This is a genomic window from Desulfoluna sp. CYM3A (genome assembly GCF_056829965.1).
The window spans coordinates 848,592-866,126 of sequence record NZ_CP186556.1; the positions used below are offsets into that span (position 1 = coordinate 848,592).

Annotated in this window: 11 protein-coding genes and 2 pseudogenes; 4 read left to right on the forward strand and 9 right to left on the reverse strand. The window is 61.6% G+C overall.

Translation table 11 applies throughout. From position 1 onward, the window contains the following. Nucleotides 1–12 precede the first annotated feature (12 nt). On the forward strand, nt 13–2,760 hold the full coding sequence (locus ACOYW1_RS04545) for a heavy metal translocating P-type ATPase (protein WP_482421828.1): 2,748 nt from the start codon (nt 13–15) through the stop codon (nt 2,758–2,760). 17 nt (nt 2,761–2,777) lie between these two features. Here the strand turns inward: ACOYW1_RS04545 and ACOYW1_RS04550 are convergent, their stop codons facing one another. From ACOYW1_RS04550 to ACOYW1_RS04570, 5 genes and pseudogenes are all read right to left on the reverse strand, one after another. Continuing rightward, nucleotides 2,778–2,987, reverse strand: a complete 210-nt coding sequence (locus ACOYW1_RS04550) for a dodecin family protein (protein WP_482417321.1) — start codon at nt 2,985–2,987, stop codon at nt 2,778–2,780. Between the two features lie 398 nt (nt 2,988–3,385). Then, a pseudogene (gene nhaA / locus ACOYW1_RS04555) lies at nt 3,386–4,666 on the reverse strand (Na+/H+ antiporter NhaA). A 148-nt stretch (nt 4,667–4,814) separates the two neighbouring features. Next, nucleotides 4,815–5,684, reverse strand: coding sequence for a class I SAM-dependent methyltransferase (locus ACOYW1_RS04560; protein ID WP_482421829.1), 870 nt, complete (start codon nt 5,682–5,684; stop codon nt 4,815–4,817). Beyond that, nucleotides 5,639–7,624 carry a CHAT domain-containing protein gene (locus tag ACOYW1_RS04565; RefSeq protein ID WP_482421830.1) on the reverse strand — a complete coding sequence of 662 codons (1,986 nt, stop codon included), beginning with the start codon at nt 7,622–7,624 and terminating at the stop codon, nt 5,639–5,641. The genes ACOYW1_RS04560 and ACOYW1_RS04565 overlap by 46 nt, the downstream gene beginning before the upstream one ends. A gap of 66 nt (nt 7,625–7,690) precedes the next feature. Continuing rightward, the gene (locus ACOYW1_RS04570; RefSeq protein ID WP_482421831.1) at nt 7,691–9,205 is read right to left on the reverse strand and encodes a metallophosphoesterase; all 1,515 of its coding nucleotides are present in this window, start codon (nt 9,203–9,205) and stop codon (nt 7,691–7,693) included. Between the two features lie 330 nt (nt 9,206–9,535). Between ACOYW1_RS04570 and ACOYW1_RS04575 the strand changes: the two genes are divergently transcribed. The 3 genes from ACOYW1_RS04575 (at nt 9,536) to ACOYW1_RS04585 (ending at nt 12,446) form a co-directional block, all read left to right on the forward strand. Then, nucleotides 9,536–10,291 carry an ABC transporter ATP-binding protein gene (locus ACOYW1_RS04575; protein ID WP_482421832.1) on the forward strand — a complete coding sequence of 252 codons (756 nt, stop codon included), beginning with the start codon at nt 9,536–9,538 and terminating at the stop codon, nt 10,289–10,291. Then, nucleotides 10,288–11,490, forward strand: coding sequence for an ABC transporter substrate-binding protein (locus ACOYW1_RS04580; RefSeq protein WP_482421833.1), 1,203 nt, complete (start codon nt 10,288–10,290; stop codon nt 11,488–11,490). The genes ACOYW1_RS04575 and ACOYW1_RS04580 overlap by 4 nt, the downstream gene beginning before the upstream one ends. A gap of 110 nt (nt 11,491–11,600) precedes the next feature. Continuing rightward, complete coding sequence (locus ACOYW1_RS04585; protein ID WP_482421834.1) at nt 11,601–12,446, forward strand: ABC transporter permease; 846 nt, start codon at nt 11,601–11,603, stop codon at nt 12,444–12,446. A gap of 513 nt (nt 12,447–12,959) precedes the next feature. Here the strand turns inward: ACOYW1_RS04585 and ACOYW1_RS04590 are convergent. From ACOYW1_RS04590 to ACOYW1_RS04605, 4 genes and pseudogenes are all read right to left on the reverse strand, one after another. Continuing rightward, nucleotides 12,960–13,568, reverse strand: coding sequence for a TolC family protein (locus tag ACOYW1_RS04590; RefSeq protein ID WP_482421835.1), 609 nt, complete (start codon nt 13,566–13,568; stop codon nt 12,960–12,962). Nucleotides 13,569–13,645: 77 nt separating this feature from the next. Further along, nucleotides 13,646–14,272: pseudogene (locus tag ACOYW1_RS04595) on the reverse strand (TolC family protein); the annotation flags it as partial. 33 nt (nt 14,273–14,305) lie between these two features. Then, complete coding sequence (locus ACOYW1_RS04600) at nt 14,306–17,212, reverse strand: efflux RND transporter permease subunit (RefSeq protein WP_482421836.1); 2,907 nt, start codon at nt 17,210–17,212, stop codon at nt 14,306–14,308. Then, nucleotides 17,163–17,441, reverse strand: a complete 279-nt coding sequence (locus ACOYW1_RS04605) for an efflux RND transporter permease subunit (protein WP_482421837.1) — start codon at nt 17,439–17,441, stop codon at nt 17,163–17,165. The genes ACOYW1_RS04600 and ACOYW1_RS04605 overlap by 50 nt, the downstream gene beginning before the upstream one ends. Nucleotides 17,442–17,535 lie beyond the last annotated feature (94 nt).

A 17,535-nucleotide genomic window follows, 5' to 3' on the forward strand; every position in this document is an offset into this window, starting at 1 on the left:
ACGGAGGATTCCATGGTCTGTGTTGAGAAAATACCTGTCTACGGCATGTCCTGTCACAGGTGTGTGGCAGCGGTCACCGAGGCCTTAGAAGAGACAGAGGGTGTTGAGCGCGCCGATGTTTCCCTTGAGGGGGCCTCGGCCACGGTAACCTTTGACGACACCCGGGCCGACCTTGAAGGGCTCCAGCGCGTCATCACGGGCAAGGGCTTCAGCCTTGTCGCCCCGGAGCCGGGCCTTTCGGTCCCTGGGCCGGAAGGGGGTATCTCCCTTATGGCAGGTGTGCCCCAGGTGATCACCACGCATTTCGATGTGACGGGGATGAGCTGCGCCAACTGCGCAGCAGGGCTGGAGAAGGCCTTTGTCGGATACCCCGGGGTGCATCGGGCGTCGGTGAATTTTGCCGTGGAGCGCCTGGCCGTGGAGCATGAGGCCGCGGTAACCCCCGAGGCAATTCAGGAGAAGGTGGCTTCAGCCGGGTTTGAGGCCCGTGTCCACGATGACACGCCGACAGGGGAGACCACCTTCAGGATTGAGGGGATGTCGTGTGCCAACTGCGTGGCAGCCGTTGAAAAGGCCTTGAAAAAGGCCCCGGGGGTCACCGGGGTTTCGGTGAACTTTTCCATGGAAAAAGGCTTCGTGACCTTTGATAGGACGCAGATCGATGAAGAGGGCGTGCTCGGGGTCGTCGAGGCCGCAGGGTACCGGGGGATTCCCGAATCCGTTGAGGCCGAGGCCTCTCCCCTGGCGGCCAAAGAGAGGTTCCGCTTTTTCTTTGCCCTTTCCCTGACTGTGCCTCTGGTGGTGTTGATGTACACCATGCCCTTCGGCCACGTGACCACCAACTATGTGATGTTCGCCCTGGCCACCCTGGTCTTTTTTGTGTCGGGGCGCACCTTTTTTGAAGGGGCGTGGCACTCCCTGAAAAACCGGTCCACCAACATGGATGTCCTGGTCACTCTGGGGATCTCCGCCGCCTATTTTTACAGCGTGTTTTCCCTCTTTTTCCTGGATCCGGCCGCCCACACCTTTTTTGACAGCGCCGCCATGATCATCACCTTTATCCTCATCGGGAAAACCATCGAAGCCCGGGCCAAGGGGAAAACAGGCCAGGCCCTGGAAAAACTCGCCTCCCTTCAGGCGGACAAAGCGCGGGTTGTGGAAGGGGAGACGGAGAAGACGGTGAGCGCCGCCATGGTCAAGGTGGGCGACATTATCCGCGTGCTCCCGGGGGAGGTGATCCCCGTGGACGGTGAGATCCTCGAGGGCCAGACGAGCATCGACGAGTCCATGATCACCGGTGAACCCATCCCCGCGGAAAAGGGCAGGGGCGAGAAGGTGACCGGTGCCACCATCAATCTCACCGGTGTCATGACCTTTCGGGCGGAGCATGTGGGCAGCGCCACCATGCTCTCCAGGATTGTCAGGATGGTGGAAGACGCCCAGGCCGACAAGGCCCCCATCCAGCGCCTGGCCGACACGGTCTCCAACTACTTTGTTCCCATGGTGGTGATGGCCGCCGTGGTGACCTTTACCGTCTGGTACGGGCTGGTGGACACGGCCCTTCCCCCTGGGACCACGCGTTTTCTCTTCTCCTTTCAGCTCATGATCGCGGTGCTGGTGGTGGCCTGCCCCTGCGCCCTGGGGCTGGCAACGCCCACAGCCATCATGGTGGGCAGCGGGGTGGGGCTGAGCCGGGGGATCCTCTTTAAACGGGCCTCGGTTCTGGAGTCCATCTCCAAGCTCGATGTGATCCTTTTTGACAAGACCGGCACCATCACCCGGGGCATGCCCGAGGTCTCCGGGGTCCACCCTGTGGGGGGCGTTTCCGAAGAAGCGCTTTTGACCGTGGCTGCCAGCGTGGAGGCCAACTCGTCTCATCCCCTGGCCCATGCCATCGTTGCGCGGGCCAAGGCCGAGGGGCTGGAACTCCGCAAGACCGACCAGGCCACGGAAGTCAGCGGCAAAGGGCTCTCGGCCGAGCTGGACGGCAAGCCCGCCGGTGTGGGCAGGGCCCTGTTTGTGGACGCGGACCTCAAAGGAAACCCCGAGGCCGAAGCGTTGGGGCGAAAGCTCTCCGACGCCGGGGAGACCACGGTTTATGTCTGGCATGGCACCGAGGTCATGGGGGTTATCGCCCTTGCCGATCAGGTGAAGGACGACTCCGCCGAGGCCATAAAGCGGCTTCGGGCCCTGGGCGTGAAGACCGCCATGATTTCCGGGGACAATGAGCGCGCGGCCCGCAGCGTGGCCGATCAGGTGGGGATTGTTGAGGTGGAGGCCGAGGTGCTTCCGGAAGAAAAAAGTCGGATCGTGAAAAAGTGGCAGGAAAAGGGCTTCAAGGTGGGCATGGCAGGGGACGGCATCAACGATGCACCGGCTCTGGCCCAGGCCGATATCGGCCTGGCGATAGGCTCGGGCACCGACATCGCCAGGGAGACCGGGGACGTCATTCTGGTCAACAACAGCCTGCTGGACGTTGAAGGGGCCGTCACCCTGGCGAAAGACCCTTGCCACCATCAAGCAGAACTTTTTCTGGGCGTTTTTCTACAACATGCTCATGATTCCCGTTGCCGCAGGCATTCTCTATGCTCCCTTCAACCTGACCCTGAAGCCGGAGATGGCCTGCATCGCCATGTGGTTCTCATCCATTACCGTGGTGCTCAACTCCCTCTTCCTGAGGCGCATGGCGTCGACCCTTGGCGACGGGGCCGGGGAGCGGGCTGCACAGCCCTGAGTCGCTGGCTCCCCGGCTCTGTGTGAAGGGAAGGTGTCACGCTCTACTGGTCGAACTTGAACGACACCTTCAGTCGGGTGCGGTACGCGACAATGCGGTTGTCTTCGAGTCGCATGTCCATGTTCACGACCTCGGCCACGCGGATATCCCGCAGGGTCTTGTCCACGGTCTGAATGGCGACTTTGGCCGCATCTTCCCAGGATTTTTCCGACAAGCCGACAACTTCGATGATTTTGTACGTGCTTGAATCCATGGTGTTCTCCTTTTTGGGTGGGACGGGGTGAGGATCGGAGGTGCTGACACGCGAACCAGCGGGGGTGCGGTGGGGCCGGAGGAAGGGATGGAACATCGGTCAATGGCCGCTGTCAGGGCGGGGTCGTAAAAAGCGGCGCTGCTCTCTGGCCCGGAGCTGTAAGAAAATACGTGATTTTTTAAGATGATACCAGATCGCCGAACCCGTCGCAATGGGGGACTCAGGGCGAATGCCTGAAGTTTGTTGAGGGGGCCTGAGAAACAGTTCCGTTGCCTCCGGCGGGTCACTTATTGCAAAAAAGCTCCGAGCCCGAGTAACGAGGGTTCGGAGCTTTTGCGTTTCTGGGCAAACGGCCTGGTGATGTTGCGGGGTTGGTGCGGCCCATGACAGGCGGAAGGTCAGGCCGGTTCGACCGCGTCTTCGGTGATGCTTGCAGGCAGGGTCACTTTAAGGACCAGGTAGCCCACGGCACCTGAGGCCAGGGAGCCAAGGATGATGCCTAACCGTTCGTCGAACAGGAGGTTAACGGAGGTCTGTTCAAAGGCCAGGGAGCCGATGAACAGGCTCATGGTAAAGCCCACACCGCAGAGGGCCGCGGCTCCGTAGAGGGCTCCCCAGGACACCCCTTTGGGCAGGTCCGTGAGCTTCAGGGCCACGGCGGCCCAGCAGCAGCTGAAGATCCCCACCTGCTTTCCAACAAAGAGCCCCAGGCAATGCCCCAGGGGGACTCAGTCGAAGATCTGCTCCATGCCCATGCCCGCCAGGTTGAGTCCGGCGTTGGCAAAGGCAAAGACCGGCAACACCACAAAGGCCACCACCGCATGCAGATCGTGTTCCAGGCTCTTGAGGGGCGAGGTCCCGGGTTCTTCCCTGGAGGTCATGGGAATGAACATGGCCAGCAAGACCCCCGCCAGGGTGGCGTGCACCCCTGATTTCAGCATGGCCACCCACATGACGGCCCCCACTGCGATGTAGAGGCTCTTGGCCTCAACATGCCTCCAGTTGAGAAGGGCCAGGACCGGGATGCAGGATCCCACCACAGCAAGGGCCACCGGTGAGATGTTTTCCGTATAGAAGACGGCGATGATGACGATGGCCCCGATGTCGTCGAAAATGGCCAGGGAGGTTAAAAACACCTTGATGCTGATGGGAACACGCGATCCCAAAAGGGAGAGCACCCCCAGGGCAAAGGCGATGTCCGTGGCCGCCGGAATGGCCCACCCTTTCATGGCCGCGGAATCGTTTATGTTGAAATAGACGTAGATCAGCGCGGGGACTGCCATGCCGCCGATGGCTCCCACCCCGGGCAGGATGATATTGCGCTTGTCCGCCAGCTCGCCTTCCAGAAGCTCCCGCTTCAACTCCAGGCCCACAAGGAAAAAGAAGATCGCCATGAGCCCGTCGTTGATCCACAGCAAAAGGGGCTTGGCAATGTGGATGGCCCCCACCCGGATCTCCACCGGGGTGTCGATGAAAAGAGCGTAATACGTCCGCAACGGCGTGTTGGCAAGCACCACCGCCAGGGTGGCGGCCAGCATCAGGACAATGCCGCCAGCGGATTCCATTTTGAAAAATTTTGCGAGAAACGATTCCTGGGGCTTCATCATGGCGATCTCCGTATCTGGTGTGATGTCGGTTGTGCCGGAGGCCAGGGGGATCCTGGTCATCCGGGCGCTCATGCTTCAAACCTTCGGTTCTTTGAGTGAATTTTTACTTTAAAGGCGGATGTGATTTGACCCGAGGAACGAGGGGCAAAACACATCTGCTATCTGCTTTCAAGGTGGCTCACCTTGCAGCCGGAGGCAAACGGGCGCTGAATAGTGATATTTATTGTTTTATCTTCTGTTTGTCTGCCACCGCGTAAAACTCCACCCCGTGGCCTGAAGGTGGTTCCGGGGTGCACGGTGACGCTTCCCAGCCCGTGTCGGCCAGAAAGGCTTCGATCTGTTCGGGGCGGAGGCTCCAGAGCCAGGGTTCTCCGGCCAGGGCCATGGTCCAGAGCAGGAGTCCGGAGAGCCACCCCACATCCGGCCTGCCCCCTGCACCGGTGCCGATGTAGGTAAAGACCATGCGGCTTCCGGGGCCCGTGATGTCATGGCATTGCGAAAACAGGTCCTTTACCGCCTTTTCGGGCAGATACATGAGCAGGCCCTCGGCCAGGATCACCGTCTGGGTGTTTGGGGCCCACAACGGCTCGGCCTCCATAGCCTCGGCCAGCGGGGTGTGGGCCAGGTCCTCTGCCATGAGGTGCAGGTTGCCCGGCCTTCCCATGGCCGCGATGCCTTTTCGCTTGAGGCGGGATGTGGCCGGATGGTCGATCTCGAAAAAGCGGACGCCGGGGAACTCGTGGGCCAGGCGCCACGCCAGGGTGTCGTACCCCGCCCCGAGGACGAGAACCTGGGTGTATCTTTTTTCAACGGCGTCCCGTACCTGCTCCTCGCAGAACACTTTTCGGCGCCCGATCCCTTCGAACTCCCCGGGCATGAGCGGGTCAAACAGGTGACAGAGGCTGACCATCTGCCAGGAGCGGGACCACCGGACCAGGGCCGGGCCTGCGGCCCCGGAGGCCACGAGGAGGCGGGCCGTGGCATCGGCCATGCCCGCCGGCAGGGCGTCGGCAGCGTCCGGTGTGGCGCCCAGGCTCACGATGTTCAACGCGATTTTGCGGGCTGTCCTGCTTGGCTGATCGGTTCGCACGTGGTGTTCTCCTCCGAAAGGCCCGTGAGCATATTGGTGAGCCGTTCGGCATGGCTGGCCGAGGTGTCGTCGAAGCGCAGGATGTGGGTGTAGCGATGCAGCTGCCAGCGCAGGGCGATGACCTGGACCGCATTGGTGGGGGCCTCTTCCAGAAGCCGGGCGATGAAGTGCTCGGGTGACGGCCTCGGGTCCCCGGGTCGAACCGGTCCTGCCACCAGGGCCAGAAAGTGGAGCTCGGCCAGGTTGGCGCAGGCCCAGAGCCTCTGGGATGAATCGGGGTGGTGAAGGTCAAAGCGGGCCGAGGCGTCCAGAAAGGCCCACAAGGGAATCTCCAGCTCCATTTTCTTTGTCTTGTAATATTTAAGGAACATGGAGAGGCTCAGCAGCTGAGTGCCGGGCCAGTGGGCGTGGGCGTTGATGGCTGCTGCGCGTCGGTAAAAGGCAAGGGCCCGTTCCAGGCTCAGGAGGGCGTCGTCGGAGAGACGAGGGGCCTCGGGGGGCTTGTTTTCGTTGTGCTGAAGGTAAAGGGCCTGGGCCTGACGCTTTTCCGCTGACCCGAGGATGCAGAGCTTGGCGATGCGGTTCTCCTGGGCAGCGAGGAAAGGCGCGTCGGGTTTTGGATCGCAGTCGGGCATCACCGAGATGGCGTGGCGGATGTCGTCGATGACCTCGGTGAAGTCGCCGTCAACGCCTTTGATCCCCCGCTCGGTGAGGTTGTGTGCGCGGTTCATGGAGGCGGTGAGGGCCCTGTGGGCCTGGATGGTCCTGAACTCACCGAGCTGGGACTCCATGTCGTCGGGCAGAGACGCGTAGGCGATGAGGCTGCCCCAGTCATGGGTGGTACGGTCCTGCCGCCGGAGCTGCTGGCGCAGCTCGTAAAGGCAGGCGCGGGGGTCTTTGCCCCAGAGGAGGCCCCCGTAGAGGGTCCGGACCATGGTGACGGAGCCGGTCTTGGTCAAGGGGTATTGGGAGCCGATGACCAGGGGCACCCCTGCGTTGTGCACGGCATGGACCAGGCTGGAGCCGGGGAGTACCACCGAGCCCTGCTGGCCGCTGTCGCAGCTGGCGACGGTCACCACCAGGGGGGAAGAAAAGCCCTCGCCCCGGGCCTTGACCCGCAGGGCCGCGGAGAGTCTCTTTCCATCCACCACGTCCATGGACGAGGGATTGGTATCGTCGCACAGGGCCAGCCCGTATCGGACTTCCGACGCGTCCGGGTGCGGCACCCCGTGGGCGAGGATGTGCACATGGGTGTAAGAGCCTTCGGCGCAGGCTTCCTGGATCTGGGCCAGGGTGGCCGACGGAAGAATGGTGAGAAAGGGGGAGAGTCGCTCCGTGGGCGATTCGTGGGCCGAGGCCCTTGGAAGCCAGGGCCCCACAGCCTCCCGAAGGGCGAGGAGGTGAGCCTTGAAGGGGATGGTTCCCACCCCCGGGGGCGCTGCGGCGGCAAAGAGGATCCGGGGCGTTGTGTCCCAGGGCTGGACCCGTCCGTCGGCTCCCCGGATCTCCCGGGTCATCACCACCGGCACCTCCTGCTGAAGGGCCAGGGGGGAGCCCTCTCCGGGAAAGCCGCGGGCTGCGTCGGCCATCTCAAAGGGGAGCAGGGCCAGCTCCGATGCGGAGAAGACAAGGCGCAGCTGGACGAATGTTTCGTCTCCCTCCAGGGAGAGGTCGGCGATGAGGCCGGGGACCTTTTCCATGATCTGCCCCATGGCCCCCGAGATCTCCCGGATTTGCGCCCTTCGTGTGGGGGTGTCTTTTTCCCCGTAACGCAGGGCCCTGAGCAGGGTGAGCACATCCTGCTGCTCGTAGGGCAGGGTGACGGTGACGGGCTCGTGGCGACCGCTGAGGCCCATGTAGCGCGTCAACGGAGAGATAAGCTGGTTGTGGGGCGGGCCATGGCGCAACAACTCCAGTTTCACGGATCGAATGTGTGGCATGGGGGCTCCTGTGTGAGATCCATGGGTATCGTTAGGAAAAAAGCCGGGTAAAAAACATTCCGGCGGTCAGCAGACAAGTCGCCCGTCGGGCACCGGGCAGAGGCTGTAGGCGCCGCCTGTCTCTTCCACGGTGGCAAGGGCTCCTGAGACCTCTCCGCCGTCCTCTTTTTCAATGGAGACCACGGAGCGGACGTGACGGATGAGGGGCCTGCCGTTGACCGTGGCATTGTCCAGGCTCTTCATGTCGCCCTTTTCAAGGATGGCCCACACTTTCTTGAATGGCTCCTTTTCCAACAGGTCCGGGGTGAGCTGCATGAGTCGGATCCAGGAGCCGGAGTTAAAGTAAGCGGGGCCTGTGCCCGAGTTGATGGCTTTGTGCAGGTGGGTGTGGCCGGCCACCACCACATCCACCTCCGGGCCCACAAGCTCCCGGACACTCCGGCAGGTGTCGTCTTCGGTCTTTGGGTTGAAGGTTGGATCGTCCTTGAGCCAGCCCTGGAGGGCTTCGCGCATGTTCTCCTCCGGGGAGCGGCCCCGTATCTTGTCCCACACCGCGCCCCAGGCACCTAAGAAGTCGGCCTGCTCCGGGGACGAGGCCAGTGAGGCCGGAGAGGTTCCCCTTGCCAGGTGGGCGTCCATCTCGTGGAGGAGGCTGTCCATGTCTGTTGTGCCGGTGGCCGGGGTATTGACCAGGCTCGGGTAGCTGGAGGCCATGACCCGCTGGAAGGCGGTGTCCTCGGACGCCTCCTGGCCGGGGAGTTCCCCCTGGAGTCCGAGGAAGCTGTCCGGGTCCCGGTGTTTGTCTCGCATGAAGTCCGCGGCGACACCAAAGAGGCTCTTGAGCCGCGACCAGGTGACGGCATGGTCGTCCATGGCCATGAGCAGGGCGGGGATGGTCTCGGTCTCGGGCTTGAGCAGGTCGACCCACCGGTATTTTTTTTTGAGCCCGTTCATGACGTCGATGACCATCTTGGTGCCAGCGTTGGGCGTCCACGGGGTCAGGGGGGTACGGCGTTTCTTCTCGGCCCGGATGCGGTTCAGGGCCCTGTAGTCCACGGGGTTCCAGGCATCGGTTTCGTTGCCGTGGATGCACAGCACGTTTTTCTCCCCCACCCGGCAGGCAAAGCCGGTGCCGTCCATGGCAAAGATGAGGCGGCCCCGTGCCGCATCGGATCCTCCGCAGAGTCTTTCGGCCAGAAGGGCCCTGACGTCGGGAAGGGCCAGTTCCACGTCGTGGTTGCCCAGGACGATGACCAGGGTGCGGTTTTCAGACCGGGTGTAGGTGGAAAGGGCCTGAAAGACCTCCGTAAATTCGGGGTCGTTCATGATGCGGGTGAGGTCTTTTGCTGCATGGTTGGGGCGGAAATAACAAGCTTTTTCATTGGGCGGTGCGGGTTCGGCGAGAAAATCCACGATGTCGCCATTGAGGACAAGGGCTGTTTTTCGGTGGCTGGGCTCGGCGGCCAGGTGGTTGATGAGCCAGGCCAGGGCTTTTTGCTGGTTGAAGATCTGGAAGCCGGGGGAGCCCCCCAAATGGATGTCGGAGATAACATGAACGGCATCGTACTGAGGAAAGGGCATGGCACACCTCGTTCAGGGATTAATAAGCCGATATTGTATCGTATTTCGTAGATAATACAAGGGGTGACAACGGGCGCGACAACCAGCGTGACAACCGGGGGAACGGTGTCATGAATGACAGCGGCACTCGGCATCCTGGAAACGCGAGCTGTGGAAATTCTGAGTGCCGAAATAGACATAATATAAGAGGTATGCCCGGAAAACGCCGATTGTCATTTGTTTTTCTCTTTAACTCTTTGGGGGGAACAACCGAAAAACACAGTGTAGGGGGATCTCATTCCGGAAAAGGGCATCGGCCCTTTGCGGCAACGGCGGAACCAGGCAGGCAAGATGACCGAAAAGATTCGACTCAGCGACATCTCAAAAGTATTCAAGCTCTCCGGGCGCAAGCGCAAGGCGGCCCTGGGTGGGGTGCGCCTCTCGGTCTCCGAAGGGGACTTCGTGGTGGTCCTCGGCAGGTCGGGGTGCGGCAAATCCACCCTGCTCAACATCGTGGCCGGCATGGTGCCCCCCACGTCCGGGGAGGTGACCGTGGACGGCGCTGCGGTGGAGCATCCCGATCCCTCGCGCATTCTCCTGACCCAGCAGCCCATGCTTCTGCCCTGGCTCACCGTGCTGGAGAACGTGGCCTTCGGGTGCAAGCTCAGGGGGGAGACCGATCATCTCCTTTCAAGGGCCAATCGCTGGCTGGAGAGGGTGCACATGGCAGGCCACGAGAGCTATCTTCCCGGAGAACTCTCCCTGGGCATGCAGCAGCGTGTCTGCCTGGCGCGGGCCCTCATGGGCCACCCTGATCTTTTGTTGATGGACGAGCCCTTCGGGGCCCTGGACACCTTTACCCGCTCCCGGCTCCATGAAGAGATGGTGCGCATCCGCCTGGAAACCGACATCACCGTGGTGTTCGTGACCCACGACCTGGACGAGGCCCTGGCCCTGGGAAGCCGCGTGGTGCTTCTGGGTGGCGAGCCCGGTCACATCATGGAGGAGTATGCTTTGGACAGGGCGTACCCCCGGGACCCGGCCGATCCGGTCCTTCGGGACATGAAGGGCGCCATTATGGACCGATTTCAGGAGGAGGGCCTGTGAGCCGTATCGTGACCCGCAGGGAGTTTATGAAACAGGCCGGGCTGGCCGCCGCAGGCAGCGCCCTGGGCGTGGCTGGGATTCCTGCCCTGGCCCGGGCCACAGGCGAACCCGAGCTTCGGGTGGGCTACCTGCCCATCACCGACTCGGCACCGCTCCTCATCGCCCATGCCCTGGGGTATTTTCAGGAAGAGGGGCTGCGCCTTAAAAAACCGGTGCGGGTGCGAAGCTGGTCCACCCTCATGGAGTCCTTTCTCTCCGGCAAGTTCAACCTGACCCATATGCTGCTTCCCATGCCGGTGTGGATGCGGTTCAAGCACCGGGTGCCGGTGAAGGTCCTGGCCTGGAACCACACCAACGGCAGCGCCATTACCGTGCGCGGGGATTCGGATATTCAATCGTTTGCCGATCTGGGCGGCCACCAGATTGCCGTGCCTTACTGGTACTCTACCCACAACGTGATCCTCCAGATGGGCCTGAGAAAATTCGGTCTCAAGCCGGTGATCCAGCGCCAGACCGCTCCCCTTGCCCCGGACGAGGTGAACCTTTTTGTGCTCTCTCCTCCGGAGATGCCCGCCGCCCTTGCCGGACGGAAAATTGACGGCTATATTGTGGCCGACCCCATCAACGCCATCAGCGAGGTGAAGACCGGGGCCCGTATCATGCGGTTTACCGGGGATATCTGGAAGAACCATCCCTGCTGCGTGGTGGTGATGAACGAAGGGCTGGTGGCCCGGCAGCCGGTGTTTTCCCAGAAGGTGATGAACGCCATTGTCCGTGCTCAGCTCTGGATCACGGAGAACCGCAGGGATGCCGCCCGCATCCTGAGCCGCCAGGGAGGGAACTATCTCCCCGTGGACGAAGAAATTTTGCTAAGGGCCTTTACCGGCTACGATCCCGCGGTTTACGGCGAGATGGGAGGCACCGGTGCCATCCATCATCCCGAGTGGCAGCTGGAGCGCATCGGCTTCCAGCCCTGGCCTTATCCGTCGGCCACCCGGCTGCTTGTGGGCGAGCTGGGGCGAACCGTTGTGGAGGGGGACGCCGCTTTCCTCCGCTCCCTGGATCCTGAAGTGGCTGCGGCCGAGCTTGTGGACGACCGCTATGTCACCCGGGCCATCGAAGCCGTGGGCGGGCCGGGAAAATTTTCGTACGGCCGCCTGGATGATCCCTTCCACCGGGAGGAGATCATCTCCGTGTAACCGGATCAACCCGCGTCAGGGCCACTAACGTTTCCTGCCGCCAGCATTGGCCCTTTGGCCCACCTTGCGTTGCCGAGAACCCAAACCCTATGAATGTGATTGAGAGATATTTGAAAAAGCAGTCTGTATACGCAAGGCAACCCTATGCGGAAAAAATGATGAACAGCGGCCTCTTCATGGGGCTTGCCGGGTTCCTTTTTTTCATCGCCCTCTGGGCGGCAGGAGGGACCCTTCTCTTCAGCCGCACGGACCTGGCCCAGTTCCAGGGCTTTCTGCCAGGCCCCACCTTGAAGGGGCTGGTGCGCCTGGTGGGCAGCGCTCACTTCTGGGCCTCTGCCGGGGCAAGCCTCTCCCGGGTCTGCCTGGGGATTCTCATCGCCTTTGTGGTGGGGTTTCCCGTGGGCCTGCTCCTGGGGTTCTACCGAACCGTCAGGGTCCTCACCTACCCGCCCATGCAGTTCCTCCGCATGGTCAGCCCCCTCTCCTGGATGCCCATCGCTCTTCTCATCTTCTCCAGCTTTGAGACAGCCATCTGCTTTATCATCACCATGGCCACGGTGTGGCCCATTATCCTCAACACCTCCCTGGGCGTGGTGCGGGTAAACCCCGGCTGGATCATGATGGCCAGAAACCAGGGCGCAACAGATCGTCAGCTCCTCACCCGCATCATCATCCCTGCCTCGGTTCCCTACATCCTCACCAGCCTGCGCCTGGCCCTGGGCGTGGCGTGGATCGTTCTTGTTCCCGCTGAATTTTTGGGGGTCTCAAGCGGCCTCGGCTACATCATCAACGACGCCCGGGATACCATGGAGTACGACCTGCTCATGGCCACGGTCCTTGCCATCGGCGTTTTGGGCTTTTGCCTGGACGGGGCCATTCAGTTGCTTCGCGGGTATTTGAATTGGGGGAGTCGAGGTGGAGAGGGGGAAAAACAGGGAATAGGGAGTAGGGAGTAGGAAATAGGGAAAGGCCATCGTTCACGGGGCGGGACGCTTCTGTGGGGATGGTCTTTTTTTGTCTGATGGGCATTGCGGTGGGCTGTGGCGAAAACGGTGCGGGGGCCGCACCCTACGCTTCGCGGGTCGGGCATGGTTGGGGGGGCGGGTATCGTTTTTATGTCATGTCGGCAAAAGGCCGATACCTCGTAGGGTGCGCCGTGCGCACCGTCAATAAGCCGTTTTCCTTCTTTTTAATGATTGACTTCGGTGAGTGATCTGTTTCTATTCTTCCTATCACCTATCACCTATCACCTATCACCTATCACCTATCACCTATCACCTATCACCTATCACCTATCACCTATCACCTATCACCTATCACCTATCACCTATCACCTGCTTTTTTCCCCGCACACCGGCCGGATCGCAGTCGCGCGTGCGATCCAACCGGCGCAGGGTGTCGCTGCGCTTGAAACACGAAGGCGGCAGGAGAGGCCTGTTCCCTGCCATCTTGCCCTATTACCTGATTACCTATGACCTATTTCCTGATTTACCTGTCTCAAACCCTTCCGTCAGTCTCAGCAGGGTATAGTGTGTGGCAAACACGTCGGTAAGGGCCGAGATGTTGTTGAACCGGGCGCGGGAGAGGCTGAAGATGGCGTCCAGTACCTCGGTGGAGGTGGCGACCCCCTGCTCGAAGGCCAGGTCCGTGACCCGGAGGTTCTCCTCGGCCTCGGCAAGGCCTGAGCGGGCCACGGCCAGGTTGTCGATGGCCACGTCCCGGTCGAGAACGGCGTTGTCAAAGTCCGTGGAGAGGCTGTTCTCAAGCTCCCTGAGCTGATGGCGAAGGGCGGCTTCGTTGAGGGAGGCCTGGCTTAAGGTCGACTCTTTTTTGAGGCCGTCGAACAGGTTCATGGTCACCGAGGCGGTGAGGCGGACATCGTCGCCGTTGACCTCGGAGGAGCCGAAGCTGTAGTCGTCCAGGTACCGGCTGGTGTAGGTGGCCGACAGGTCCAGGCGCGGCATGTAGGCGGCCCGGGCAGCCTTCCTCTCCATTCCCGCGCCGGAGAGGGTCTCCTTGAGGGAGAGGATCCGGCTGTTTTCGGCCAGAAGGACGGACTTGCCTTCGGCCGCGTCCATGACCGTGGGGAGCTCCGTGAACACGGAAAAGTCGCGGGCGTCCGCTTCAGCTTGTGGGGCAGCACGGCAAGGGCCAGGGTGTTGAGGGAGGCGGTGATGTTGGCCAGGGTGCGGCGCTCGGTCTGCACGGCGTTGTCCAGCTCCACCTTGACGGTGAGAAGGTCCCGCTTTTTAAGAACCCCCACATTGTATTTCAGCTCCATCTCCCGGTACCGGTCTTTGTAGAGGCTGACGGAGTCCTGGGCCACGGTGAGGTTCTGCCTGCTGCGATAGACCCCCAGAAAAGCCAGGGCCACGTTCTGGCTGACGTCCTGGCGCGTGGAGGCCAGGTCGAGTTGCCCGGCTTCGGCACCAAAGCGTGCGGCTTTCAGGGAGTAGGCGTCCTTGAATCCGGCAAAGACGTTTAAGGCAATGCTGCCGGTGAACCCGTCATTTTTTTCCCGGATTTCGGTGATGGTGTCGTGGTTGTAGCGGTTGGCTTCGTAGCCCACGTCCACGCTGGGGAGAAAGGGGCTCCTGGCCTCCTGGACCTTTTTTTCGGCGATGGCGGCTGTGGCCTCACTGGCCTTGACAGCGTGGCGTTCGGCCAGGGCCTCCTGCTGCAGCTCGGACAGGGTCAGGGCGTGTAAGGGGGTGGCAACCAGGCAAAGGGCTGCCAGAACGAGAAGTCGTTTCATGATGTCGTATACCTCACTGCTCGACATGGGGGCCGGACATCCCGGCCCCCATGGTGTGTGTTAGGCTGAGTAGCGCTCCAGGGGCTCGTTTGGCGACGAGGCCTGCCGGCCTTTTTCTTCGAAACCGATGAAGAAGGAGAGGAGCGCGGGGATCACAAAGAGGGTGAAGAGGGTGGACAATGCCATGCCACCCAGCAGCACGCTGCCGATTCCCCTGTAGAGCTCGGACCCGGAGTCCGTGGCCAGCACCAGGGGCAGAAAGCCGGAGATACTGGTGCAGACACTCATGAAGATGGGCCGGATACGGGTTCGGATGGCGTCCTTGATGGCGTCCATCCCCAACATGTTCTCCAGTCGCACGTTGTTCAGGGACTGATGCACGATGAGGATGGCGTTGTTGACCACCGTGCCCACGAGGATGATGAATCCCAGCATGGTGAGAACGTCCAACGGCTGCCTGGCCACGAGAAGGTCCACCAGCCTCAGCCCGATGAACCCGCCGGCGGCTGCCAGGGGCACGGAGAAGAGGATGATGAAGGGGTAGAGAAAGTTCTCGAAAAGGGCGGCCATCAACAGATAGGTGATGAGGATGGCCAGGGCCAGGTTCCACTTCAGGGCATGGAAGGTCTCCATGAGTTTGTCGGCGTTGCCTCCCAGCTTCACGTTTACCCCGGAGAGCTGACCGGCTTCCATGAGGCCGTCCACCTTGGCGCGGATGGTCTCCATGGCTTCCTGAAGGGGCACGTCAATGGGGGGCGTGATCTCCAGGCGGATGTTGCGGCGTTTTTCCAGGCGGTCGATCTGGGTCATGCCGTGCTCGTAGGAGAGGGAGGCCACGTCGCCAACGCGCACCAGCTTCCCGTGGTTGTTGACCATGGGGGCTTCCAGGATGGCCTCGGGAGTCTTGAAGTCCGCCTCCTCGCTGCGAACCACCAGGTCGATGCGGTCCTTGCCGTCGGGGCTGTAGTCCGCCACCTTCCGGCCGTCCATGAGCACATCCACGTAGATCCCCAGCTCCTGCTCGGTGAGGCCGCTGGCCGCCATTTTCTGCTTGTCCGGGATGATGCGCCCCTCGGGGTAGGCAATCTCAAGGGAGGGCACCGGCCGGATCTGGGAGTTGGGAACGGCCTGGCCCACGGCACCCATGAGGGTGAAGCCTGCCTGCACGATGGAGCCCATCTCTTCGCCGGAGATGTTCAGGTCGATGGTGCGCCCCTTGCCCAGGCCGGTTTCGAAGATACCGGGCTGGAGGCTGATGCCGAACATGCCGGGCATGGAGTAGATGATCTGGGTCAGGGAGGGAATCAGCTCACCGGCCCGGGTCTCGTCCTCGTCCGTGCAGACCACCCCGAACATGCTGATCATGTCCGCAGAGACGTAAAAGACGTTCTTGATCTTGGGCAGGCCCTCGCCCGTGTCTTTTCGGTAGGTGTCTGTCTTCTCAAAAATGTATTCGCCCACCTCGTGCCGTTTTTCGGCGGAGTACCCGGGGGGCGGCACCAGGATGCTCATGATGAAGTTCTGGTTGCCCTGGGGCAGGTACTCGGCCTTGGGCATGAGGGCCCAGGCGATGAGCAGGGAAAAGGCGGTGAAAGACACCACGCAGGCCACCCGGGTGACCGTGTTTTTCAGGCAGGCATTGGCCACGCCCATGATGCTGGAGATAAAAAGATCCCCGGCCTTGCCCAAAGCGCCCCCCTCTTTCTGGGCCGGGCCCTTTTTCCTGTAGATCAGGTGCATGAAGGAGGGGATCACCGTGATGGAGACAAAGAGGCTCAGGAGGATGGCCGTGGTGATGGCGATGGCGATGTCCCGGAAGAGCTGTCCTGCCTCCTGTTTCATGAAGATGACGGGGAGAAAAACCGCCACCGTGGTCAGGGTGGAGGCGATGACCGCACCGTACACCTCGGTGGCCCCTTCGTAGACCGCGTCAAAGGTCTTTTTGCCTAGTTTCAGGTGCCGGTCGATGTTTTCCAGCACCACGATGGAGTTGTCCACCAGCATGCCCACGGCAAAGGAGATGCCCGCAAGGCTTACCACGTTGAGGTTGCGGCCCATGAGCCACAGGGAGGTGAAGGTGCCGATGGCCGAAATGGGAATGGCCAGGCCGATGGTGCCCGTGGACCGTGCGCTGCGCAGGAAGGTCACCAGAACCAGGATGGCCAGGGCCGCCCCGATGAGCACGTTCTTTTTCATGATGGAGATGGCCCGCATGATGTAGGGCGCCTCGTCGTAGGACCAGTTGATGTACAGGCCCCTTTTGGCCAGAATGCCTTCGTTGAGGCGGTCCACTTCGGCGTGGACCCGGTTCACGATCTCCAGGACGTTGCCCCCTTTCTGCTTTTTCACCCCGATGACGATGCCTTCGGCGCCGTTTTCCATGACCGAGACAAACTGGGGTTCGTAGCCGATGCGGCTGGTGGCGATGTCCCGAAGGAGGATGCGGGTGATGCCGTCATCCATGATCACCACGTCCAGAGGGTCGGTGACCTTCTGGAACTTGGCTGTGGTGCGGATGCGGTAGTTTCGCCGGTCAATGCCCAGCACCCCAGCGGAGATGTCGTTGTTGGCGGCCGTAACCCGGGCGATCACCTGGTTGATGGTGATGCCCCGCCGGGCCATTTTTTCAGGATCCAGCACGATCTCAAGCTGGTCCTTGGTGCCTCCGAAGACCAAGAGGGAGGCCACGCCGTCGACACGCTCGATGTACTGCTTGACCTCGTTGTCGAAGAAGGTGCGCTGAGTTCGGATGTCGGTGTTGCTTCCTTCAAGGGCGCGCATCTGCATCCAGATGATGGGGTTGGCGGAACCCCCGGAGCTGGAGATCACCGGCTCGTAGACGTTGTCCGGGTAGTCCGATACCTCGTTGAGCTTGTTGGAGACCCGGAGAAGGGCCGTGTCCACGTCGGTCTCCAGGTCAAAGGTGAGGGTGATGGTGGCGTAATCGTTGTAGCTGGAGCTCTCCATCTTCTGGAGGTTCTGGAGGCTCTTGAGGTTGTCCTCCTGCTTCTTCGATCACCTGCTCGCTGGGGCTGGCACCCGGCCAGGAGGTCATCACCTCGATTTCCGGCAGCTCGGTGTCGGGGGCCAGCTGCACGGGGAGCTTGGAGAGCCCGATCATGCCGAACAGGACGATCATGATCACCATCACCGCAGCGGTGACGGGTCGTTGGATGGAAAATTTAATCAAATCCATGGGTGGCTTGGTATCCCTGGTTTCATCATGTCAGAAAAGGCCCGACGCCCTCGGCATTTCTCGTGCGGCCACAAGGCGACGGGCGCCTTGCGGG